19 protein-coding genes and 1 pseudogene are annotated in these 22,767 nt (G+C 67.0%); 11 read left to right on the top strand and 9 right to left on the bottom strand.

What is annotated here, in order from left to right; translation table 11 throughout:
* The first annotated feature begins 116 nt into the window (after positions 1–116).
* From J3367_RS16490 to J3367_RS16505, 4 genes are all read left to right on the top strand, one after another.
* Complete coding sequence (locus tag J3367_RS16490; RefSeq protein WP_035695022.1) at positions 117–1,250, top strand: ABC transporter permease; 1,134 nt, start codon at positions 117–119, stop codon at positions 1,248–1,250.
* Entirely contained in the window at positions 1,231–2,079 is an 849-nt protein-coding gene (locus tag J3367_RS16495) for an ABC transporter ATP-binding protein (protein WP_024351081.1), read from the top strand. Before J3367_RS16490 ends, J3367_RS16495 begins: the two co-directional genes overlap by 20 nt.
* Positions 2,079–4,028 (top strand): MlaD family protein, encoded by a 1,950-nt coding sequence (locus J3367_RS16500; RefSeq protein ID WP_421461780.1) that lies wholly within the window; start codon positions 2,079–2,081, stop codon positions 4,026–4,028. Before J3367_RS16495 ends, J3367_RS16500 begins: the two co-directional genes overlap by 1 nt.
* Positions 4,029–4,122: 94 nt before the next feature.
* Positions 4,123–4,707 carry an ABC-type transport auxiliary lipoprotein family protein gene (locus J3367_RS16505; protein WP_024351083.1) on the top strand — a complete coding sequence of 195 codons (585 nt, stop codon included), beginning with the start codon at positions 4,123–4,125 and terminating at the stop codon, positions 4,705–4,707.
* Positions 4,708–4,823: 116 nt separating this feature from the next.
* Here the strand turns inward: J3367_RS16505 and J3367_RS16510 are convergent, their stop codons facing one another.
* Positions 4,824–5,666, bottom strand: a complete 843-nt coding sequence (locus J3367_RS16510; protein ID WP_421461782.1) for a fumarylacetoacetate hydrolase family protein — start codon at positions 5,664–5,666, stop codon at positions 4,824–4,826.
* 38 nt (positions 5,667–5,704) lie between these two features.
* The gene (locus J3367_RS16515) at positions 5,705–6,451 is read right to left on the bottom strand and encodes an SDR family NAD(P)-dependent oxidoreductase (protein WP_024351085.1); all 747 of its coding nucleotides are present in this window, start codon (positions 6,449–6,451) and stop codon (positions 5,705–5,707) included.
* A gap of 319 nt (positions 6,452–6,770) precedes the next feature.
* Here J3367_RS16515 and J3367_RS16520 point away from each other — a divergent pair, with 319 nt between their 5' ends.
* The 7 genes from J3367_RS16520 (at position 6,771) to J3367_RS16550 (ending at position 14,200) form a co-directional block, all read left to right on the top strand.
* The gene (locus tag J3367_RS16520) at positions 6,771–7,583 is read left to right on the top strand and encodes a FadR/GntR family transcriptional regulator (RefSeq protein WP_029703280.1); all 813 of its coding nucleotides are present in this window, start codon (positions 6,771–6,773) and stop codon (positions 7,581–7,583) included.
* 56 nt (positions 7,584–7,639) lie between these two features.
* Positions 7,640–8,713: a multiple monosaccharide ABC transporter substrate-binding protein gene (chvE, locus tag J3367_RS16525; RefSeq protein WP_024351087.1), complete on the top strand. Its 1,074-nt coding sequence runs from the start codon at positions 7,640–7,642 to the stop codon at positions 8,711–8,713.
* Positions 8,714–8,866: 153 nt separating this feature from the next.
* On the top strand, positions 8,867–10,417 hold the full coding sequence (mmsA, locus tag J3367_RS16530; RefSeq protein WP_421461784.1) for a multiple monosaccharide ABC transporter ATP-binding protein: 1,551 nt from the start codon (positions 8,867–8,869) through the stop codon (positions 10,415–10,417).
* Positions 10,410–11,621, top strand: a complete 1,212-nt coding sequence (gene mmsB, locus J3367_RS16535; RefSeq protein ID WP_188077147.1) for a multiple monosaccharide ABC transporter permease — start codon at positions 10,410–10,412, stop codon at positions 11,619–11,621. Before mmsA ends, mmsB begins: the two co-directional genes overlap by 8 nt.
* Positions 11,622–11,694: 73 nt before the next feature.
* On the top strand, positions 11,695–12,645 hold the full coding sequence (locus J3367_RS16540; RefSeq protein ID WP_421461786.1) for a Gfo/Idh/MocA family protein: 951 nt from the start codon (positions 11,695–11,697) through the stop codon (positions 12,643–12,645).
* Entirely contained in the window at positions 12,642–13,556 is a 915-nt protein-coding gene (locus tag J3367_RS16545; RefSeq protein ID WP_421461788.1) for a 2-dehydro-3-deoxygalactonokinase, read from the top strand. The genes J3367_RS16540 and J3367_RS16545 overlap by 4 nt, the downstream gene beginning before the upstream one ends.
* Positions 13,553–14,200 carry a 2-dehydro-3-deoxy-6-phosphogalactonate aldolase gene (locus J3367_RS16550; protein WP_421461790.1) on the top strand — a complete coding sequence of 216 codons (648 nt, stop codon included), beginning with the start codon at positions 13,553–13,555 and terminating at the stop codon, positions 14,198–14,200. Before J3367_RS16545 ends, J3367_RS16550 begins: the two co-directional genes overlap by 4 nt.
* A 26-nt stretch (positions 14,201–14,226) precedes the next feature.
* On the opposite strand, the gene J3367_RS16555 is transcribed toward J3367_RS16550, so the two are convergent.
* The 7 genes and pseudogenes from J3367_RS16555 to J3367_RS16585 all read right to left on the bottom strand — a co-directional run bounded on the left by J3367_RS16555 (position 14,227) and on the right by J3367_RS16585 (position 22,519).
* Entirely contained in the window at positions 14,227–15,465 is a 1,239-nt protein-coding gene (locus tag J3367_RS16555; protein WP_421461792.1) for a phenylacetate--CoA ligase family protein, read from the bottom strand.
* 55 nt (positions 15,466–15,520) lie between these two features.
* Positions 15,521–16,354, bottom strand: coding sequence for an ABC transporter ATP-binding protein (locus J3367_RS16560; protein WP_421461794.1), 834 nt, complete (start codon positions 16,352–16,354; stop codon positions 15,521–15,523).
* 72 nt (positions 16,355–16,426) lie between these two features.
* The gene (locus J3367_RS16565) at positions 16,427–17,659 is read right to left on the bottom strand and encodes an ABC transporter substrate-binding protein (RefSeq protein ID WP_421461796.1); all 1,233 of its coding nucleotides are present in this window, start codon (positions 17,657–17,659) and stop codon (positions 16,427–16,429) included.
* A 108-nt stretch (positions 17,660–17,767) separates the two neighbouring features.
* Positions 17,768–18,829, bottom strand: a pseudogene (locus J3367_RS16570) (branched-chain amino acid ABC transporter permease).
* Entirely contained in the window at positions 18,829–19,722 is an 894-nt protein-coding gene (locus J3367_RS16575; RefSeq protein ID WP_024351097.1) for a branched-chain amino acid ABC transporter permease, read from the bottom strand. Before J3367_RS16575 ends, J3367_RS16570 begins: the two are co-directional and overlap by 1 nt.
* A complete protein-coding gene (locus J3367_RS16580; protein WP_421461799.1) occupies positions 19,719–21,701 on the bottom strand; it encodes an AMP-binding protein in 1,983 nt (660 codons plus the stop codon). The genes J3367_RS16575 and J3367_RS16580 overlap by 4 nt, the downstream gene beginning before the upstream one ends.
* A complete protein-coding gene (locus tag J3367_RS16585; RefSeq protein WP_421461801.1) occupies positions 21,698–22,519 on the bottom strand; it encodes an ABC transporter ATP-binding protein in 822 nt (273 codons plus the stop codon). Before J3367_RS16585 ends, J3367_RS16580 begins: the two co-directional genes overlap by 4 nt.
* Between the last annotated feature and the right edge of the window lie 248 nt (positions 22,520–22,767).

A 22,767-nucleotide genomic window follows, 5' to 3' on the forward strand; every position in this document is an offset into this window, starting at 1 on the left:
CCTGTGGCGCTGACATGGTCCTCGAGCAGGTTCTTCCAAGGGAGTGAAGTCGCATATCGATGCTTGATGGCTCCGTAGCCCCATCCTCCGGTCCGGCCGGAGGCCGCCGTTCCACGGTGGCGCCTGCTCTCGAAGGCGAGAAGCGTGACGGCGGGCTCGTGCTGCGGGCGTCGGGCGACTGGCTGGCGCGCACCGTCGGCTCGGTCGAGGACACCGTTGCCGAGGCCGGCGCGGCCGATCTCGGCCGGCAGGTCGTCGTCGATTGCGGCGACGTCGCGCGGATCGATACGGCCGGCGCACTGCTCCTGGAAAAGCTCGTCCGCGACCTCGAGGCGAACGGCCGGGACGTCCGGCTGGAGGCGGTCAGCGATCGCGACCAGCCGCTCTTCGACGTCGTGCGCAAGGCGCTCGACCGGGAACGGCCGCAGCCGGAAAAGCGGAAGACCAACCGCATCGTCGATCTCGTCGCGGCCACGGGCCGTGGATCGGTCGCGGTGAAGGACGAGATGGTCGTCGCCCTGAACATCATCGGCGGTGCGATGGTCGGCGGCGTGCAGCGCCTGACCGGCAAGACCCAGATCCGCCCCGCCGCGATCTTCGCGCAGGTCGAGCAGATGGGCCTGCGCGCGGTGCCGATCATCTTCCTGATGAGCTTTCTCATCGGCGCCATCATCGCCCAGCAGGGCGCCTTCCAGCTGCGCCGCTTCGGCGGCGAGCTCTACGCCGTCAATCTCGCCGCGATCCTGATCCTGCGCGAGATCGGCGTGCTTTTGACCGCGATCATGATCGCCGGCCGGTCCGGCAGCGCCATCACCGCCGAGATCGGCTCGATGAAGATGCGCGAGGAGATCGATGCGCTACACGTCATCGGCCTGAACCCGATCGGCGTCCTGGTGTTTCCGCGCCTCGTGGCGCTGGTCATCGTGCTGCCGCTCCTGGCCTTCATCGCCAATCTGGCGGGCCTCCTCGGCGCGATGCTGACGCTGAACATGTATTCGGGGATCAGCTTCGCCAGCTTCGGTCAGGGCGTGCAGTACTCTGTCGACATGTTCACCGTGTTCTCCGGCGTCATCAAGGCGCCCTTCATGGCGGTGATGATCGGCCTGATCGCCTCGGCCGAGGGCATGAAGGTCGGCGGCAGCGCCGAGAGCCTCGGCCTGCGCGTCACCGCATCCGTCGTTAAATCCATTTTCCTCGTCATCCTGATGGATGGCCTGTTCGCGATTTTCTATGCATCCATCGGACTCTGATAGGCCTTCGCCCAACGGACGCGCCACGCCGGACGATGACGACGTCATCATCCGCGCCACCGGCGTGACCGTGAGTTTCGGCGAGAAGACCATTCTCGACAATCTCGACCTCGACGTGCGACGCGGCGAGATCCTCGGCTTCGTCGGGCCGTCGGGCGCCGGCAAGTCGGTCCTGCTGCGCACCATCCTCGGGCTGAACCCCAAGCAGGCCGGCACGATCGAGATCCTCGGCACGGACTACGAGCGGGCCGACGACGCCGAGCGACTGGCCGTGGAGCGTCGCTGGGGCGTCTTGTTCCAGCACGGTGCGCTGTTCTCGTCGCTGACCGTGCTGGAGAACATCCAGGTCCCGATGCGCGAATATCTCGACCTGTCGCCCGGCCTGATGGAAGAGCTGGCGCGGCTGAAGATCGACCTCGTCGGCCTTGCGCCGGACGCGGCCGACAAGTTCCCGTCCGAGCTGTCGGGCGGCATGATCAAGCGTGCGGCGCTGGCCCGGGCGCTGGCGCTCGACCCCGACATCGTCTTTCTCGACGAGCCGACCTCGGGTCTCGATCCGATCGGCGCCGCCGATTTCGACCAGCTGATCATGACCCTGCGCGATACGCTGGGCCTCACCGTCTACATGGTAACCCACGACCTCGACAGCCTGTTCCAGGCCTGCGACCGGATCGCCGTCCTTGGCGAACGCAAGGTGCTGGTCGAAGGGCCGCTGTCGATGATGCTGGAATTCGACCATCCCTGGGTGCATTCGTATTTCCGTGGCAAGCGCGCCCGCACGATCGTCCAGCCGACCCAAACCGCCAATGCCCCCGTGGGAGCCGCCTGATGGAAACCAAAGCCAATTACGTCCGGGTGGGGCTGTTCACGATGCTGGTCATCGCCCTGTCCTTCGGCTTCGTCTACTGGGCGATCTTCGCCACCAGCGGCAGCGAACGCGTGCGGCTTTTGGTGCGCATCGAGGGCTCGGTCACCGGCCTGCAGCAGGGCAGCCAGGTGCTGTTCAACGGCCTGCCGGTCGGCTCGGTGAAGGCGCTGCGGCTGGATTCCAACAATCCCGAAGTCGTCATCGCGACCACCGAGGTCGATCCCGACCTGCCGATCAAGGCATCGACCCAGGCCAATATCGGCTTCCAGGGCCTCACCGGCGCCGCCTTCGTCGAGCTGAAGGGCGGCCAGGCCGACGAGGCCGACATCATCGGCGAAGCCGCGGAGCAGGGGACCGTCCCCGTCATCAAGGCCAATCCGTCCGACGTCACCGACATCCTGGCGACGGCGCGCGACATCGCCGACCGCGCCAACAGCATTCTCGGCCAGTTCGAGAGCCTCGTGGGCACCGTCGGACCGTCGGTCGAGACGACCGTCGAGAACGTCGCCCAGACCTCTCGCAACATCGAGACCTTCACGGCGAGCCTTGCCGAGAATTCCGACGACATCGACAATTTCCTCACCAGCCTCAGCCAGTTGTCGAGTTCGGCGAACACGGTGGCTGAAGAGCTGCCGGGCGCCATCCAGCAAGCCAAGAACATTCTCGACGCGGTCGATCCGACGTCGGTCACCACGGTGGTCGACAATGTCGCCGCCGTCTCCGACACGCTGCGCGCCCAGTCGGACAATCTCGACAGCATCTTCGCCTCGGTGCAGACGGCTGCCGACAGCGTCGGCGGGGTCGGCGACGTGATCCGCCGCAACACCACCGGAATCGACAGCTTCGTCAGCAATCTCGGTCCGCTGGCCGAGAAGGCAACGGCGGTGGCCGACCGGCTCGACACGACGCTGCAATCGGCCAACACGGTCGTCGCGGCGATCGACCCGGCGCAGGTGTCCAAGACCATCGAGGGCATTTCCTCGGCGGCCGAGAACGTCTCCTCGCTGGCCGAGACCATCGGCGCCCAGAAGGAAGCGATCAATTCGGCGATCGCCGGCGCGTCGAACGCCGCGCAGAACGTCAACCGGATCACCACCACCATCGTCGAGCGCAGCGAAGACGTGGACAAGCTGCTGGCGAGCCTCGGCCCGATCACCGACAACATCACCCAGGCGAGCACCGGCTTCAACGAGGCCGTCGCCTCGGCGAATGCGCTCATCGGTTCGGTCGATTCCGCCACGGTCAATCAGGCCATCGGCGACGTCCAGCGGGTGACAGGCGCCGTCAGCGGCAAGACCGAGCAGATCCAGTCGATCATCGACGGCGTCGACCGTACGGTGCAGACGCTGGACACGACGCTGACCGGCTTCACCGAGACGCGGACCCAGTTCGACACGCTGCTCGCCTCGATCGATCCGGGCAAGGTCAACACGGCGGTCGAGAACGTCTCCGCCGCCACCGGCAATGTCGCCGCCGCGGCCGATTCCATCGCCAAGGTCGCCAATGATGTCGGTGCCCGGCGCGAGGACATCGACGCGATCATCACCAACGCCAAGACGACCAGCGAGCAGCTCTCGGCCGCCTCGGGTCGCATCGACAGCGTCGTGAACTCGGTCAACCGGGTGCTCGCGGGCGCCGGCGACGGCACCAGCCTGGGCGTCGATCTGGCCCGGGCACTGCGCTCGGTGCGCGGGGCGGCGGATTCGATCCAGACCCAGGTGACGCCGATCTCGGCCAATCTCCAGCGCTTCTCCGGCGAGGGCCTGCGCGAGGTGCGGGGGCTGATCAGCAACGTCAATCGCACGGTCGATCGCATCGACAGTGCCGTCGAGGACTTCACGACCAATCCGAGCCGGCTGATCTACGGCGGCGAGGATGTGAAGCAGTATGACGGCCGCACCCGCCGCTAGCGGCTGTGGGTAAACGAAAGCTTTCGTTGACAGGCCGGGTTGCGGATGCAAGCAACCGGGGCTGTCGGCGACCGGGTCAAGGTGTACCAATTTTATGCGCGCAGCACTGAAATCGAGCTTTGTCGCGCTTCTGGCGCTCGGACTTTCGGCCTGCGCGTCGACCCCGCCGGACACCTACGAGATCTCGCCGCCGCCATTCAGCGAGGTGCGCGAGGGCAAGTCCCGGCGCCAGCTCCTCATTCCGGAGCCGACCGCGCTCGAGACGATCGACAGCAAGCGGATCATCGTCAAGCCGTCGCCCAATTCGATCCAGTTCCTCGGCGACAGCCAGTGGAGCGACCGCCTGCCGCGGCTCGTCCAGCTGCGCCTGCTGCAGGCCTTCGAGAACACCGGTTCGATCGGCGCCATCGGCGTGCCGGGGCAGGGGCTGGCGATCGACTACCAGCTGGTGATGGAGATCCGCCGCTTCGAGGTGGACGTCACCGGGGCGCCGACCGCCGAGGTGCAGATCTCGGTGAAAGTGCTGAACGACCGCAACGGCACCGTCGTGCGCACCCGCATCTTCAATGCCCAGGCCCCCGTCAACGGCGCCGGCAACCCGGCCTTCGTCGCGGCGCTGGACAAGGCGTTCGAACAGGTCTCGGCCGAGATCGTCACCTGGACGATCCAGCTCGTCTAGCTCGAAAAGCACCGGCCGCGCGTTAGCCGCGCCAGCGGCCGCATTTCACAGCCCGAATGCAAAAGGCCTCCGCCGCGGATCGCGGCGGAGGCCTTTCGGTGTCAGTGCATGGGCGGTCAGGCGGCGATGACGGTCTGCTTCTGCTCGCCCAGACCCTCGATGCCGAGCGTCATGACGTCCCCGACCTTCAGATACTGCGGCGGCTTCATGCCCATGGCGACACCCGGAGGCGTGCCGGTGGAGATGACGTCGCCCGGCATCAGCGTCATGAACTGCGATAGGTACGACACCACATGCGGCACGTTGAAGATCAGCGTGTTGGTGTTGCCCGTCTGGCGGCGCTCGCCATTGACGTCGAGCCACATGGCGAGGTTGTGCGGGTCGGCGACCGCGTCGCGCGTCGCCAGCCAGGGGCCGAGCGGGCCGAAGGTGTCGTGGCTCTTGCCCTTGGTCCACTGGCCCTGGCGCTTGGTCTGGAAGTCGCGCTCGGAGACGTCGTTCATCACCGCGAAGCCGGCGACATGGTTCATCGCGTCGGCTTCCGAGACGTATTTCGCCTTAGTGCCGATGATGACGGCCAGCTCGACCTCCCAGTCGAGGGCCTCGGAGTTGCGCGGCATCTCGACGGCGTCATTCGGACCGCACAGCGCGTTGAGCGCCTTGGCGAAGACGATCGGCTCCGTCGGCGGCTCGGCGCCGGTCTCGGCGGCATGGTCGGAATAGTTCAGGCCGATGCACAGGATCTTGCTGGTCTGGCCGACGCAGGGGCCGAAGCGCGGCGAACCGTCGACCGCCGGCAGCGAGGCCGGATCGAGCGCGGCGAGCCTGGCGATGCCGGCGTCGGACAGGATATCGCCGGAGATGTCGGCGATCTGGCCGGAGAGATCGCGCAGCTGGCCGTCGGCGTCGATCATGCCGGGTTTTTCCTGGCCCGCGGGGCCGTAGCGAACGAGTTTCATGGCGTCCTTTCGCATTGTGTCGATGGGTTGGGGAGGGATCAGTAGACGGCGCGGCCGCCCGAAATGTCGAACACCGCACCGGTGGTGAAGGAACAGTCTTCCGAAGCAAGCCAGGCGATCATCGCGGCGACCTCGGCTGGCTCGAGAAAGCGCTGCAGCGGGATCTTCGACAGCATGAAGTCGATATGCTCCTGACTCATCTGGTCGAAGATCGAGGTGCGCGCGGCGGCCGGGGTGATGCAGTTGACGAGGACGCCGGTGCCGGCGAGCTCCTTGCCGAGTGACTTGGTCAGCCCGATCAGGCCGGCCTTGGACGCGGAATAATGCGAGGCGTTGGGATTGCCTTCCTTGCCGGCGATGGAGGCGACGTTGATGATCCGGCCGTAGCCGGCGTCCATCATCAGCGGCACGATCGCCCGGCTGGTGATGTACGGCGCGATCAGGTTGACCTCGATGGTCTTGCGCCAGACGTCCGGCGCCAGGTCCCAGGTCTTGCCGTTGCCGCCGGTGATCCCGGCATTGTTGACCAGGATGTCGATCTTGCCGGCGGCGTCCATCGCCTGCCGCGTGGCAGCGGCGACGGCCGCCTCGTCGGTCAGTTCGACGGCCGTGCCGCTGGCGCGCGGGCCCAGATCCGCGACCGCCTTGTCGACCGCCGCGCCGTCGATGTCCCAGAGGACGACGGATCCACCGCTCTCGATGATCCGCTCGGCCGTGGCGTAGCCGATGCCACGGGCCCCGCCGGTGATGATCGCGATGCGGCCTTCGAGATCGATTTTGTTCATGACATCCCCCCAGAAGTCGCGCCGATGGCCGTTCGCGCCGTCCCGCCAGGCCGGTGCCCGCGGCTTCGCCGCCATCGCGTTCCCGCCGGGATGCCATATCCACCCGGCGGTTGCAATGTATACGTTGATCCGCCGACGGGATCGCTTGATCGGGATGCGATCGCGGCGTCGCGCGTCCAGCGGCAGCGTCGGCGGGCACGTATCAACGTCCTTCAGGGTAAGGTACGACTATAAACCATAGTCGAAGCAATTTGCGGTTGCCTCCGGACGGTACTTCACGCAATCATCCGACCATTGCAGAGAGGGGAGGCTCGGCAAGGTGCTTCAGGCGAATGCGCGGACGATGCATGGAGAGCGGGCCAGCCGCACCATGAGCCTGGCGGCCACGTTCGGCCGCCGGATCGCGTCCGGCCGCCTGGCCTGCGGCGAGGCACTGCCGACCGAAAAGGAGTTGCAGACGCAATACGGAGTCTCGCGGACCGTGGTGCGCGAGGCCGTCCGCCATCTGGTCGCCAAGGGGCTGGTCAGCGTCGGTCCGAAGGTCGGCACGCGGGTGCGCGAGCGGATCGAGTGGAACATGCTCGACCCGGACGTGATGGGCTGGCACCTGACCGCCGCGATCCGGCGCCCCTTCATCGAGTCGCTCTACGAGATGCGGCTGATCAACGAGCCCCAGGCGGCGCGGCTCGCCTGCGACCGGATCTCGCCGGAGCAGGCGGCGCGGCTCCAGGCGGCAATGGCCGGCATGCGCGAGAACCCGCGCGGCTCGCCGGAGCTGATCGCCGCCGATCTCGCCTTTCACCGGGTCATCCTCGAGGCGACCGGAAACCCCATGCTGGTGTCGCTCGGCGCGATGATCGAGCGCAGCCTGTCGATCTCCTTCTCCCTGTCCTGGCGGCAGAACCCGCAGGAGGAGACGCTACGCCAGCATGGCCGGGTGATGGACGCCATCCTCGCCGGCGACCGGGAAGCGGCGGAACTGTTCATGCGAAGGCTCATCGAGAGTGCCTTCAACGACGTCATCCTCGCCCTCTACGCCGATGACGGCAGCCGGGGCGACGATGCGGGCGAGGCCGGCGATACCGATGCCGGCAACCGCGAACGGGATCACGGCGCAAGGTCCGCGCCGTGACGGGAGCATTGCAGAGGGCGCGTCATGCGCCGAACCAAGGTCCAGGGAGGACAATCATGAACGTGACGAAGACACTGATCGCGGGGCTTGCCGCGACGGTCATGGCGCTGTCGGTGCCGCTCGGTGCGAGCGCGCAGGACAAGGGCACCGTGGGCATCTCCATGCCGACGAAATCCTCGGCCCGCTGGATCGCCGACGGCGACAACATGGTCAAGCAGTTCGAGGCGGCCGGCTACGCCACCGACCTGCAATATGCCGAGGACGACATTCCCAACCAGCTCGCCCAGATCGAGAACATGGTGACCAAGGGCGTCGACGCGCTGGTCATCGCGTCGATCGACGGCACGACGCTCTCCAACGTTCTGGCCAATGCCGCGGCGATGGACATTCCGGTGATCGCCTATGACCGCCTGATCCGTGACAGCGAGAATGTCGATTACTACGCGACCTTCGACAATTATCAGGTCGGCGTGCAGCAGGCCGAGTCCCTCGTCGCCGGGCTGGAGCAGCGCTTCCCCGACGCCGAGGCCTGGAACGTCGAGCTGTTCGGCGGCTCGCCGGACGACAACAACGCCTACTTCTTCTACGACGGCGGCATGAGCGTGCTGCAGCCGCTGATCGACGAGGGCAACGTCAAGATCGTCTCCGGCCAGATGGGCATGGACACGGTCGGCACCCTGCGCTGGGACGGCGCGGTGGCGCAGGCCCGCATGGATAACCTCCTGTCGGCCAACTACACCGACCAGCAGCTGCATGGCGTGCTGTCGCCCTATGACGGCCTGTCCATCGGCATCATCTCCTCGCTGAAGGGCGTCGGCTACGGCTCGGGCGACCAGAAGATGCCGATCGTCTCCGGTCAGGACGCCGAGGTCCCCTCGGTCAAGGCGATCCTGCGCGGCGAGCAGTATTCCACCATCTTCAAGGACACCCGCGAGCTCGCCAAGGTGACCGTGAACATGGTCGATGCCGTGCTGCAGGGCAACGAGCCCGAGGTCAACGACACCAAGACCTACGACAACGGCGTCAAGGTGGTGCCGTCCTACCTGCTCAAGCCGGTGCTGGTCACCGAGGAGAACTGGGAAGAGGTCCTGGTCGGCGGCGGTTACTACACCGAAGACCAGATCAAGTAGGGCGATCCGGGGCGCCTGCCGGCGTCCGCCCTCGCCATGCCGTGGCCGTTCACCAGAGCGGCCGCGGCATCCTGACGGACGGCCGAAGCGCCGTGACCCATCCATTCGGATCGAGGCGCCGCTTGCGGCTGCCGATCTGCCGGAAGAGCCGCCATGACGACCATCCTGGAAATGCGCAACATCACCAAGACCTTCCCGGGTGTGAAGGCGCTGGACGATGTCAGCCTGAGCGTCGAGGCCGGCGAGATCCACGCCCTCGTCGGCGAGAACGGCGCCGGCAAGTCGACGCTGATGAAGGTGCTGTCCGGGGTCTATCCGCACGGCTCCTATGACGGCGCCATCACCTATCAGGGCGAGGAGTGCCGCTTCTCCGGCATTTCCGATTCCGAACGCCTCGGCATCATCATCATCCACCAGGAACTGGCGCTGGTGCCGCTCCTGTCGATCGCCGAGAACATCTTCCTCGGCAACGAGCGGGCGACGAACGGCATCATCGACTGGAACGAGACCTTCTCGCGGACCCGCGAGCTGCTCGCCAAGGTCGGGCTGAAGGAATCGCCGACGACGCTGGTCACCGATATCGGCCTCGGCAAGCAGCAGCTGGTGGAGATCGCCAAGGCGCTGTCCAAGGAGGTCAAGCTCCTGATCCTCGACGAGCCGACCTCCAGCCTCAACGAGACCGATTCCGAGGCGCTGCTGAAGCTCCTTCTGGAGTTCAAGGCGCGCGGCATCTCCTCGATCCTGATCTCCCACAAGCTGAACGAGATCGCCAAGGTCGCCGACACCATCACGGTCCTGCGCGACGGCAGCGCCGTCTCGACGCTCGATTGCGGCACCGGCACGATCAGCGAAAATGACATCATCCGCGACATGGTCGGCCGCAGCCTGACCGACCGCTTTCCGCCGCGCGAGCCGAAGATCGGCGAGACGGTGCTGGAAGTGTCGAACTGGACGGCGCATCACCCGATCCATTCCGATCGCAAGGTGGTCGACGATGTCAGCCTGCATGTGAAGCGCGGCGAGGTGGTCGGCATCGCCGGGCTGATGGGGGCCGGGCGCACCGAGCTCGCCATGAGCCTGTTCGGCCGCGCCTATGGCGTCAACATTTCCGGCGAGGTGAAGATCGACGGTCGCAAGGTCGACGTCTCGACCATCTCGCGGGCGATCGACAACGGCCTCTGCTACGTGACCGAGGACCGCAAGACCTACGGTCTCGTCCTCGAGGAGACGATCCGGCGCAACATTCCGCTGGCCAATCTGCCGGGCGTCGCCAACGGCATCGTGCTCGATTCCGAGAAGGAGACGGCCGTCGCGCGCGACTATCGCGACCGGGTCCGCATCAAGAGTTCGAGCGTCGGCCAGGAGGTGATCAACCTGTCCGGCGGCAACCAGCAGAAGGTGGTGCTGTCGAAATGGCTGTTCGCCGGCCCCGAGGTGCTGATCCTCGACGAGCCGACGCGCGGCATCGATGTCGGCGCCAAATACGAAATCTACGCGATCATCGCCCAGCTCGCCGCCAGCGGGAAGGCTATCATCGTGATCTCGTCGGAAATGCCCGAGCTGCTCGGCATCACCGACCGCGTCTACGTCATGAACGAGGGCCGCTTCGTCGGCGAACTCCCCACGTCAGAAGCCACGCAGGAGAAGATCATGGCGATGATCATCCGCGCCGGGCACCGAAACCGAGGAAACAGCGATGTCTGATCAGGCGACGCAGCAGATCGATCTGGAAAAGGACCGGGCCGCACCCGGCGCGTCCTGGGGCTTCGTGCGGCGGCACATGCGCGAATACGGCATTCTCGTCGCGCTCGTCGTCATCATGGCCTTCTTCCAGATCATGACCGACGGCATTCTCCTGAAGCCGATCAACCTGACCAACCTCGTCCTGCAGAACAGCTACATCATCATCATGGCGCTGGGCATGCTGCTGGTGATCGTGTCGGGCAACATCGATTTGTCGGTCGGCTCGGTTCTGGGCTTCGTCGGTGCGCTGGCTGCCGTGATGATCGTCAACTGGGACATGAACTATGTCCTGGCCGGTGTCATCTGCCTGTTCGTCGGCGCGGTGATCGGCGCCATGCAGGGCTACTGGATCGCCTATTGGCGCATTCCCTCCTTCATCGTCACCCTGGCCGGCATGCTGGTGTTCAAGGGCCTGACGCTCTGGCTCCTGGCCGGCCAGTCGGTCGGGCCGTTCCCGCGCGGCTTCCAGCTGATCTCCTCGGGCTTCCTGCCGGACCTCTTCGGCGGCGAGGACATCAACCTGTTGTCGCTGGCCCTCGGCGTCGCGCTGGCCGGGCTGATCCTGTTCCTGGCGGTGCGCGCACGTATGCGCAGCCAGGCCCATGGCGGCGAGGACGAGCCCTTCGCCTTCTTCGCGGCGCGGATCGTCATCGTCGTCGGCGCGATCCTCTATCTCGCCTGGATGCTTGCGACCTTCCGGGGTTTTCCGAACGTTCTCATCGTCATGGCGCTGCTGATCGCGCTCTATTCCTTCGTCACCTCGCGCACGACCGTCGGCCGGCGCATCTATGCCCTGGGCGGCAACGAGAAGGCGGCCAAGCTCTCCGGCATCAAGACCGAGCGGCTCACCTTCCTGACCTTCGCCAATATGGGGATGCTGGCGGCGCTGGCCGGCCTCGTCTTCGCCGCGCGCCTCAACACCGCGACGCCCAAGGCCGGCCTCGGCTTCGAACTCGACGTCATCGCCGCGGTGTTCATCGGCGGCGCCTCCATGTCCGGCGGCGTCGGCACCATCGTCGGCGCGGTGATCGGCGCCTTCATCATGGGCGTGATGAACAACGGCATGTCGATCCTGGGCATCGGCATCGACTACCAGCAGGTCATCAAGGGGCTCGTCCTGCTGCTCGCCGTCATCTTCGACGTCTACAACAAGAACAAGGGGTGAGCCGGGTGCGCTCCGAACCAGAGCGGGGCAGCTTCCGCCCCGATGAACCGAGGCCCGCAGGGAGCGGGCCCCGATGACCGCGCCGATCCGGCTCGGCCTCGTCGGCGTCGGCAAGATCGCCCGCGACCAGCACATTCCCTCGATCGGCCGCAACCCGGCTTTCGAGCTCGTCGCGACGGCAAGCCGCAGCGCGTCCGTCGATGGGGTCGCGCGCTTCGCGACGCCCGCCGAGATGCTCGACGCCATGCCGCAGATCGATGCGGTCGCCCTCTGCGTGCCGCCCCAGGTGCGCCATGTCATGGCGGCCGATGCGCTGCGCCGGGGCAAGCACGTGCTGCTGGAAAAGCCGCCCGGCGCCACCCTGTCCGAGGTCGCGCATCTGGCCGATCTGGCGGAGACGCAAGGCGTCAGCCTGTTCGCCACCTGGCATTCACGCTTTGCCCCCGGCGTCGCCCCGGCGCGCAAATGGCTTGCCGGACGGCAGGTGCGATCGGTGCGGGTGGAGTGGAAGGAGGATGTCCGCCACTGGCATCCGGGCCAGGACTGGATCTGGGAGCGGGGCGGGCTCGGCGTCTTCGATCCGGGCATCAATGCCCTGTCGATCGTCACGGACATCCTGCCGGAGCCGGTCTTCCTGACCGGCGGCGAACTGTCCTTCCCCGAGAACCGGGCGGCGCCCATCGCCGCCTCGCTGCGCTTTGCTGGCGCATCCGGAGCGGCGATGAATGCCGAATTCGACTGGCGTCAGACCGAGCCGCAGACCTGGGACATCCATGTCGGCACCGATGCCGGCGATCTTCTCCTGTCGTCGGGCGGCGCGCGCTTGTGGATCGATGGGGAATCGGTGGTCGATCAGGCCGAAGCCGAATATGACGGCATCTATGCACGCTTCGCCGAACTGGTGGCGAGCGGCGGGTCCGACGTGGATCTCGCGCCGCTCCGCCATGTCGCCGACGCGTTCATGCTGGGCCGTCATCTGACGGTCGAGCCGTTCCACGACCAACCGAACCGGGACACTGCATGAACGCCTATTGCGCGGCCGTCGACTGGGGCACCACCAGCTTCCGTCTCTGGCTGCTGGACGCCGCCGGCGAGATCCTCGCCGAACGCCGCAGCGGCGAGGGCATGCTCACCGCCGGGCCGGACGGCTTTGCCGCCATCCTCGACGCGCATCTGTCGGCCGTCGGTGCGTCGGCCGATCTGCCGGTCATCGCCTGCGGCATGGTCGGTGCGCGCCAGGGCTGGGTCGAGGCGCCCTATGTCGAGACCCCGGCGACCGCCGCCTCCATCGCCGCCAGCGCCTGCCGCGTGCCGGGCCTCGAGCGACCGGTGTACATCCTGCCGGGCGTCGCGCAGCGCAACGCGTCGACGCCCGATGTCATGCGCGGCGAGGAAACCCAGATCCTCGGCTTGCCCGAGCGGGCCGGCGGAACGGGCGGCCGCGATCTCGTCTGCATGCCGGGCACCCATTCCAAATGGGTCGCGCTGGAGGCGGGCCGCATCGCCGGCTTTGCCACCTTCATCACTGGCGACCTCTTCGCCGCGGTGGCGAAACACACCATCCTGCGCCATTCGGTGGCCGATCCGGCCGCGCCCTTCGATCGGGCCGGCTTTGCCGACGGCTTCCGGGCCGGGCTGGACTCGCCCGCCGAAGCCACCAACCGCATGTTCGCGATCCGCGCCGGCGGGCTCCTGGATGTCGGTGCGGGCGGCGACGGCGGATCGCAACTCTCCGGCCTCGTTCTCGGCCTCGAATTCGCCGGCGCCCGCAGCCGCTTCGGCGCGACGCCGGCGGTCACGCTGGTCGCCTCCGGGCAGCTTCTCAACATCTATACGGTGGCATGCGAACTGGCGGGCATCGAAGCCGTGGCCGCCGATGCGGACGCGGCGGTGCGCCGCGGCCTCTTCGCCGCCGCCAGGGAGATTCTAGCATGACCGACCTTCGCTCCGCTCCATGGCCAAAGCTGAAGCGCGACCTCGTCGCGATCCTGCGTGGCCTGACGCCGGACGATTGCGAGCCAGTCGTCGGCGCGCTGCTGGAGTCCGGCTTCGAGGCCATCGAGATTCCGCTGAACTCGCCTGACGCCTTCACCTCGATCGCCGCCGCGGCCCGCATGGCGCCGGACGGCGTGCTGATCGGCGCCGGCACAGTGCTGACGCCGGACGACACCGACCGGCTGCACGCGGCCGGCGGACGGCTGCTGGTCAGCCCGAATGTCGACCCGGCGGTGCTGCATCGCGCGGCGGTCCACGGCATGGTGACCATGCCCGGCGTATTCACCCCGACCGAGGCGCTGGCGGCGGCGGCGGCGGGCGCGTCGGCGCTGAAATTCTTCCCGGCGAACGTCCTCGGGCCGAACGGCATAAAGGCGATCAGCGCCGTGCTGCCCAAGGGCCTCGCGGTGGGCGCCGTCGGCGGCGTCTCGGAAGCGGATTTCGCCGCCTATGGCGCCATCGGCGTCCGGCATTTCGGGCTCGGCTCGTCGCTCTACAAGCCGGGCGACGATGCGGCGACGGTGCGCGCACGCGCCGACAAGGCGGTCGCCGCCTACGACGCGGCGTTCCCCGCAGCGCAGTAGGCGTCCTCTAGACAACGCCCCCCGGCTCAAACGCCGAGGGCGCGCTTGTCGTCGATGACCTTGCCGTCATTGGGCAGGGCGCCGGCCTCGGCAAAGGCGACCTCGCCGCGCACCCGGCATTCGGCGCGGATCGCCTCGGCCACCGTTTCTGCGAAGGCTTCGCCGCGCTCGGCGCTTTCAATGTGCAGAAGCAGCGTGTCGCGGCCGCCATCCTCGCCGACCTCCAGCCTCGCCCGGGCGATCTGCGGGAAGCGCCGGACGATGTTGGCGACCTGGCGCGGATGCACGAACATGCCGCGCACCTTGGTGGTCTGGTCGGCCCGGCCCATCCAGCCCTTCAGCCGGCGGTTGGTGCGCCCGCACGGGCTCTGCCCGGTCATCACCGCCGACAGGTCGCCGGTGGAGAAGCGGATCAGCGGGTAGGCGGCGTTGAAGGTGGTCACCACGACCTCGCCGACCTCGCCGTCGGGAACCGGATCGCCCGTGCCGGGGCGCACGATCTCCACCAGCGCGTCCTCGTCGATCACCATGCCGTCGCCGGGGCCGGCCGCCTCATAGGCGATCAGGCCGAGTTCGGCGGTGCCGTAGCACTGGCGCACCGCGATACCGCGCTCGGCGTACCATTGCCGCAGATTGGGAAACAGCGGCCCGCCGCTGACCAGCGCCCTGGTCACCGACCCCAGTGCCACGCCGGACGCGTCGGCCTTTTCCAGGATGATCTTCAGGAAGTCCGGCGTGCCGATATAGCCGCCGACCCCAAGCCGGGCGAAGGCCTCGACCTGCGTCTCGGTATTGCCGACGCCGCCCGGAAACACCGCACAGCCGATCGCGGCGGCGGCGTGGTCGAACATGAAGCCCGCCGGCGTCAGATGGTAGGCGAAGCAGTTTGCGAGGATGTCGCCGCGGCGAAAGCCGGCGGCATGGAGCGCCCGGGCCATGCGCCAGTGCTCGTGCTCCGCCTCCGGCTCGACGATCGGGCCGGGCGATAGGAACAGCCGGCGAAAGCCGCCGGCGCTCTGCGGCGTCAGCCCGCCGAAGGGCGGGTGCGCCTCCTGCATCTCGATCAGGTCGGACTTGTAGAGAACCGGCAGGGCGGCGAGCGCCGCCCGGTTGCCGATGGTGTCGGGATCGATGTCGGCGAGGCTGCCGGCGTAATGCGGCGACGTGGCGATCGCATGCCGCAACTGTACGCGCAGCCGCTCGAACAGGTTGGCCTCGCGGGCGGCGGGGGCGCGGGTCTCGCGGTCGTCGAAATAGTCGCTCATGCCGGAGCCTTCCGGGATCGTTCTGTGCAGGTCGGGGGCAGGGCGCGGGGCGCCGTCACAGCCATCTCTTGCGCCGGCGGAAGCTCTTGACGTTCTTGAACGAGCGCCGCTCGCCGCCGCCGAGGTAGAATTCCTTGACGTCCTCGTTGTCGGCGAGCTCGGCGCCGGTGCCGTCGAGGACGATCTTGCCGTTCTCCATGATGTAGCCGTAGTCCGCCGCCTTCAGCGCCATGTTGGCGTTCTGCTCGACCAGCAGGATCGAGATGCCGAGCTCGCGGTTCAGCCGCCGGATGATGCCGAACACTTCCTTCACCAGCAGCGGCGACAGGCCCATGGACGGCTCGTCCATCAGGATCAGCTTCGGCTTGGCCATCAGCGCCCGGCCGATCGCCAGCATCTGCTGCTCGCCGCCGGACAGATAGCCGGCCAGGCCGCTGCGCTCGCGCAGCCGCGGGAAGAACTCGTAGACCTGTTCGATCTCCTCGCGGATATTGGCCTTCGGACGGGTGAAGGCGCCGAGCCGCAGGTTCTCGGTGATCGTCATGTCCTGGACGATGCCGCGGCCTTCCATCACCAGGAAGATGCCGTTGCAGACCTTCAGGTCCGGCGACATGCGGGTGATGTCCTGCCCCTCATAGGAGACCGAGCCGCGGGTGATGGCACCGTCCTCAGTGTGCAGCAGGCCGGCGATCGCCTTCAGCGTCGTCGACTTGCCGGCGCCGTTGGCCCCCAGCAGCGCCGTGATCTGCCCGCGCTTGGCAGCCATCGACATGCCGCGCAGGACGAGGATGACGTCGTTGAAGACCACCTCGACATTGTTGAGGGCGAGAATGTCCTCGGTCGGCGCCGTTGCGGGCTGGGGAGCGGAGAGCGGCTCTGCGACGGTCATGGGGGCGACCCTTTTCGTTTCCCTGGGTGCGGCCGGCCGGGGCGGCAAGCGCCCCGGCCGATGCGGCCGGGCTTACTGGCCGAGCCAGTCGTCGCGGCGCGGCAGGTGGATCTCGGCGATCTCCTCGATCTCCGCCTTGCCGTCGGTCATCGAGCCGGAGTTGATCGCCACGGTCATCAGGCCGCGATGATCCTCGGGCGTCCAGGTCGAGGGCAGGCACACGCCTTCCAGCCCCTCGGGCACCCATTCGCTCTTCTGGTACATGCCGTCACGGATGCCCTTGCCGGTAATGCCGCCATTGGCCTTCGCCCACTCCATGGCTTCCTTCATGTAGTAGGCCGCGCAGACGCCGCGCAGGTAATGGTGGGTCGGCCGGTCCCCGACCTGCCCGCCGCCGTTTTCGAGGATGGTCTTGACCAGAGCCATGCCCGGTACGTCAGCGCCGTAGAACGGCGTCGAGGTCGGGAAGATCAGGTTCTGCGCCTCGGCCGCTTCCACCGTCTGGTAGTCGCCGGCCCAGGGGTTGCCCATGTAGGTCGCCTCGACGCCGACCGTGTTGCAGGACTTGATCAGCGAGACGACCGAGCCGCCGAGATTGCCCATGTAGACGTACTGGGCACCGGTATCCTTGATGGTCAGGCACTGGGCCTTGAAGTCGCCCGGCGCCAGCGGCACCACCACCGGCGGCGCGACGGTCATGCCGAGCTCCTCGGCATAGGCGGCGCAGGCTTCTTTGGGGGCGTTCGGATAGGGATGGTTGTCGCCGGTATGGACGAAGGTCGGGTTGTCGATCCCCTTCGCCTTGGCGTCCTCGGAGGCCCACTGCACCAGCGCCCGGCAGGCGTCGGAATAGGACGGCCCGTAGAAGAAGTTGAACGGTGCCGGCAGCTTGGTGTTGGGGTTCTTGCCGCTCGGATCGGTGAGATGCGCCGAATAGGAGCCGGAGATATTGGGGATCTCGTCGCGGGTGATAAAGGTGATCAGCGCCTCGGTGTCGGCGGTGCCCCAGCCCTGCAGCGCGACCATGCCGTTGCCGATCCAGCGCTTGTAGAGCGAGATCGCCTCGGGGACCTTGTATGCGTAGTCGACCGTGTCGAGCTCGACCATGGTGCCGTCGATGCCGCCATCGGCGTTGATCTGCTTGAAGGCGTCGGTCACGCCTGGCGCATACTGCTTGCCGACGAAGGAGGTCGGGCCGGTATAGTCGGCGAGATGGCCGACGAGCACGCTGTCCTGCGCCTGCGCGGTGCCGAGCATGGTGCCGGCGGCAAGCGCCGCGCCGGCCAGGATCTTCAGTTTGGTCATGTCTTCCTCCCGTTCGCGGACTGGTTCGATCCGAAGGCGGCGGTGCCGCGAAGCCCGCCGGACCCGGGGTGCCCCGTCCGGTCTGACGCCGGGTTCGGGGCGGGATGGCTAGTGCGAGAAGGGGAAGAGCTTCCAGCTGGCTCGCATCAGCCGCCAGCGATGGACAAGCCCTTCCGGCTCGAGCACGAGGAACAGGATGATCGCCGCACCCACCGACATCTGCTTGATGTAGGCGGTGCCCTAGGCGATGGCGGGAAACACGTCGGCGAGGCCGTTGGCGAAGATCTCCATCACCTGCGGCAGGAGTAGGATGAAGGCCGCGCCGAGCAGCGATCCCGAGACCGAGCCGAGGCCGCCGATGATGATCATCGCCAGGAACTCGATCGACAGGAGAATGGTGAAGCCCTCGCCGGAGACGAAGCCGAGATAATGGCCGTAGAGGGCGCCGCCGATGCCGGCGAAGAAGCTGGAGATGCCGAAGGACATGATCCGGTAGCGGGTCAGGTTGATGCCCATGATCTCGGCCGAGAGATAATGGTCGCGCACCGCCACCAGCGCCCGGCCGTCGCGGGTGCGGGCGAGGTTGGCCACCGCCAGGAAGCAGATCACCACCCAGAACAGGACGAGGTAGAAATAGCGCTCGTCGGTGTTCAGCGGAAAGCCGAACAGGGTCGCGGTCTCGGCCAGCGAGCCGTAGGGGCCGCCCGTGAACCACGCCGCCCGGCCGAAGAAATCCTCCAGGATGAACTGCGAGGCCAGGGTGGCGATGGCCAGATACAGGCCCTTCAGCCGCGCCGCCGGAATGCCGAAGATCATGCCGACCGCCGTCGTCATCAGGCCGGCGAGCGGGATGGCGATGAGCACCGGGATGCCCTTCGACGCGATCCAGGCCGAGGCGAAGGCGCCGAAGCCGAAAAACGCGCCGTGGCCGAGCGAGATCTGCCCGGTCATGCCGGTGAGGACGTTGAGGCCCAGAGCGGCGATCCCGTAGATGCCGATCAGGATCATCTGCGACAGGACATAGCCGCCGAAGACCAGCGGCATCAGCGCCACCAGCACGACGAGGGTGACCACCGCCCATTGCTCGAAATGGGTGCGGAACAGCGACTGGTCCGCCTTGTAGCTGGTGCGGAAGTCGCCGGCCGGGCGCGGATTGGGAACGTGGGCCATCAGATGCGCTCGATGTCGGGCGTGCCGAACAGCCCGTAGGGACGGATCATCAGGATCACGATCAGGACGTAGAAGGGCGCGACCTGGTACATGTTGCCGACCTGCAAATACTGGCCGTCGACGAATTCGGCGAGGTTCTCCAGAAGCCCGATGGTCAGCCCGCCGACGATCGCCCCGACGATGGAGTCGAGGCCGCCGACGATGACCGCCGGGAACACCTTGATGCCGATGATCGCCAGCGAGTTGGACACGGCGCTGACGAGGCCGATGACGACGCCGGCGATGCCCGAGACCACCGCCGAGATCGCCCAGGCCATGGCGAAGACGCGGCCGACATTGACGCCGAGCGACTGGGCGACCTGCTGGTTGTAGGCGGTGGCGCGCATGGCGAGCCCCCAGCGCGAATAGCGGAAGAACCAGAAGAACATCACCATGACGATGAGCGACAGGACGAGGCTCATCAGATAGGCGGTCTCGACGTTGAGGCCGCCGATGGAGACGGTGCTCCGGTCGAAGACCTGCGGGAAGCGCACCGCGTTGTTGCCGAAGATCCAGTTCATCAGCGCCCGCATGAAGATCGACAGGCCGATGGTCGCCATGATGACCGAGATCACAGGCTCGCCGACGAGGGGGCGCAGCAGCAGCACCTGCACCAGGATGCCGAACAGCGTCATGAAGACGAGGGAGAAGATGAAGGCCAGCCAGAAGGGCAGGCCGAGGGAGACCACGAGGGCGAGACACACCCAAGCGCCGAGGACGACGAATTCGCCCTGCGCGAAATTCACCACCTGGGTCGATTTGTAGATCAGCACGAAGCACATCGCGACGATGCCGTAGAGCATGCCGACGATGACCCCGTTGATGACGAGCTGGAGAAGGAGTTCGGTGTTCATTCGGCTGCCTCCTGCCTGTGGCCCGCATCCGGTACCAGGGTCTCGATCGGCAGCGTCGTGACGATCCGCTGCTTCGAGCCGTCCTGGAAGTGGATCACCGTGTCGACGTCGACGTGGTCGGCGCCGGAATAGAGGCGGGCGATGATGTCCTCGTATTTCTCGGCAATCACGCTGCGCCGGACCTTCTTGGTGCGGGTCAGCTCGCCGTCGTCGGCGTCGAGCTCCTTGTAGAGAAGCAGGAACCGGGCGATCCGCTGCTGGGCGGGCAGCGTCGCGTTGACCCGCTCCACCTCGGCGCGCAGGAGGTCGTAGACCTCGCGGCGGGCGGCGAGGTCGGAATAGGTGGTGAAGGAGATCCGCCGCTCCTCCGCCCATTTCGAGATGATCGGGAAGCGGATGCAGATCATCGCGGTCAGATAGTCCCGCCGGTTGCCGAGGATCACGGCCTCGGCGACATAGGTCGAGAATTTCAGCTTGTTCTCGATGAATTGCGGCGAGAAGCGCACGCCCCTGGCGGTCGTCGCCAGATCCTTGATCCGGTCGATGACGACGAGATGGCGCTTGTCGGTGAGGTAGCCGGCGTCGCCGGTCTGGAACCAGCCCTCGGCATCGAGACTGGCCGCGGACTCGGCCTCGTTGCGGTAGTAGCCGCTCATCATGTTGGGATGCTTGACCAGCACCTCGCCGAGCCCCTCGGGATCGGGGTCGCGGATCTTCAGCGCGCAGCCGGGCATCGGATAGCCCACCGTCTCGTTGTCGACCTCGCCGTCCTTGTGGATGGTATGGGCGCCCATCGCCTCGGTCTGGCCGTAGAGCTGCTTCAGCGGCACGCCCATGGCCTGGAAGAAGCGGAAGGTGTCGGGCCCCATCGCGGCGCCGCCGGTGGCCGCGGATTTCAGATTGGTGAAGCCGAGCCGGTCGCGCAGGTGCCGGAACAGGAGAAGGTCGGCGGCGCCCGAATGGCCGCCATGCGCGACCGCGGCCATGCCCTTGGCGACGCCCCAGTCGTAGATCGCCCGCTTCCAGCGCTTGCTGTCCATGATCCGGGCGCGGATGTCGGCGGCGACCGTCTCCCAGACGCGCGGCGAGAACAGGACGAAGGTCGGCCCGATCTCGCGCAGGTCGGCCATGGTGGTCTGTTCTTCCTCGGGGAAGTTCACCTTCATCCGGGCAAGGAAGTTCCAGGTTCCGGAATACATCTGTTCCATCACCCATGAAAGCGGCAGCACCGCCACATATTCGTCGTCCGGCCCGCGCGGATCGGCCCGCAGATAGCTTGCCGCATGGCCGATGAAGGCGGTGCCGGTCCACATGGCGAGCTTGGGATGGGCCGTGGTGCCGGAGGTGGTGCACAGGATCGCGACGTCGTCGCCGCGCGTCGCGCCGACCATGTCGCGCCACAGATTGGGCGAGAGGTCGAGCGCGTCCTTGCCGGCCGCCTCCAGCGTCTCGATGGGGATCAGCCGCGGATCGTCGTATTTCCGCATGCCGCGCGGGTCGGTGTAGACGATGGCGACGACGCTCGGGATGGCGTCGCCGAGCGCCAGCAGCTTGTCGACCTGCTCCTCGTCCTCGGCGACGACGATCTTCGGCTGGGCATAGTCGAAGAGGTAGCGGATCTCCTCTTCCAGCGCGTCGCGATAGATGCCGAGGCTCATCGCCCGGCAGGCATGGGCGGCGACCTCGCCCCAGACCCATTCCGGCCGGTTGTCGCCGATCAGCGCGACAATGTCGCCGGGCCCGAGGCCGAGGCCGGCGAAGCCGACGGCCATGCGCGCGACATGCGTCTCGACGCTCTCCCAGTCATAGGGCACCCAGATGCCGAATTCCTTCTCGCGCTGGGCGATGGCCTTGGGGTGCAGGAGGGCGTTGTGGGCGAGAAGCTTCGGCAGGGTGTCCAGACCGGCGGCCTGTTTCACCTCCGGCGTGTCGTCCGGCCAAGGCAGCTCCGATCCGCTGACAGCGAGGGGGGCGGTCATGCCGGTTCTCCGGTCTCGGCGGCCAGCGCGTCCAGCGTCTCGTCGTCCTCGCCGAGATAGGCGCGCTTGACGTGTTCGTCGGCCAGCACCGCGTCGGGCGTGCCGGCGGAGATCACCTTGCCGAAATCGAGCACGATCACCCGGTCCGACAGGTCCATGACGACACCCATGTCATGCTCGATCATCACGATGGTCATGCCGAATTCCTGGTTCAGCGCGACGACGTAGCGGGCGATGTCTTCCTTCTCTTCCAGGTTCATGCCGGCCATCGGCTCGTCGAGCAGGATCAGTTCCGGCTCGATCGCCATGGCGCGGGCCAGTTCGACCCGCTTGCGCAGCCCGTAGGAGAGGGTGCCGGCGGGCTCGCCGCGCACATGCTGGATCTCGAGGAAGTCGATGATCTCCTCGACCCGCCGCCGCTCGGCCAGTTCCTCGGTGCGGGCACCGCCGACCCAGTAGGCCGTGCCGGTGAAGAGGTTGTTCTTCAGGCGGTGGTGGCGGCCGACGAGGATGTTGTCGAGGACGCTCATATGGCCGAACAGCGCGAGGTTCTGGAAGGTGCGGCCGATGCCGAGGCGGGCGCGATCGTTGATCGAGCGCTTCAGCAGCGAGCCGCCCTTGTAGAGGACGTCGCCCTCGGTCGGCTTGTAGCGGCCGGAAATGCAGTTGAGCATCGAGGTCTTGCCGGCGCCGTTCGGCCCGATGATCGAGAACAGCTCGCCGGCCTCGACGTGAAAGCTGACATTGCTCAGGGCGCGCACGCCGCCGAAGCGCAGCGAGACATCACGGACCTCCAGGAGGCGTTCGCCTGACGTCACAATTCATCCTCCCGTCGGCCTCTGCCCGCCGACCTGTCCGCAGGGCACCGGCTGCTGCGCCGTGCGACCCGCGTTTCGATGCCCGCTCCCGAGGGCACTGTGTCACGCTGGCAGGCAATTGTTGCGAGAGTTTTTCCAGAAGCGATGCAATGGCGGTTGCGCCTTGCTAGGCTGCCGCGTGGCCGGACAGGGAGGCATCGGCGGCGTTGGGAGAGAGACAGACGGGCGCGTGCGTCGCGGCATCCGAG

The sequence above is a fragment of the Aurantimonas sp. NFXS3 genome (assembly GCF_049132005.1).
Taxonomy (GTDB): domain Bacteria; phylum Pseudomonadota; class Alphaproteobacteria; order Rhizobiales; family Rhizobiaceae; genus Aurantimonas; species Aurantimonas coralicida.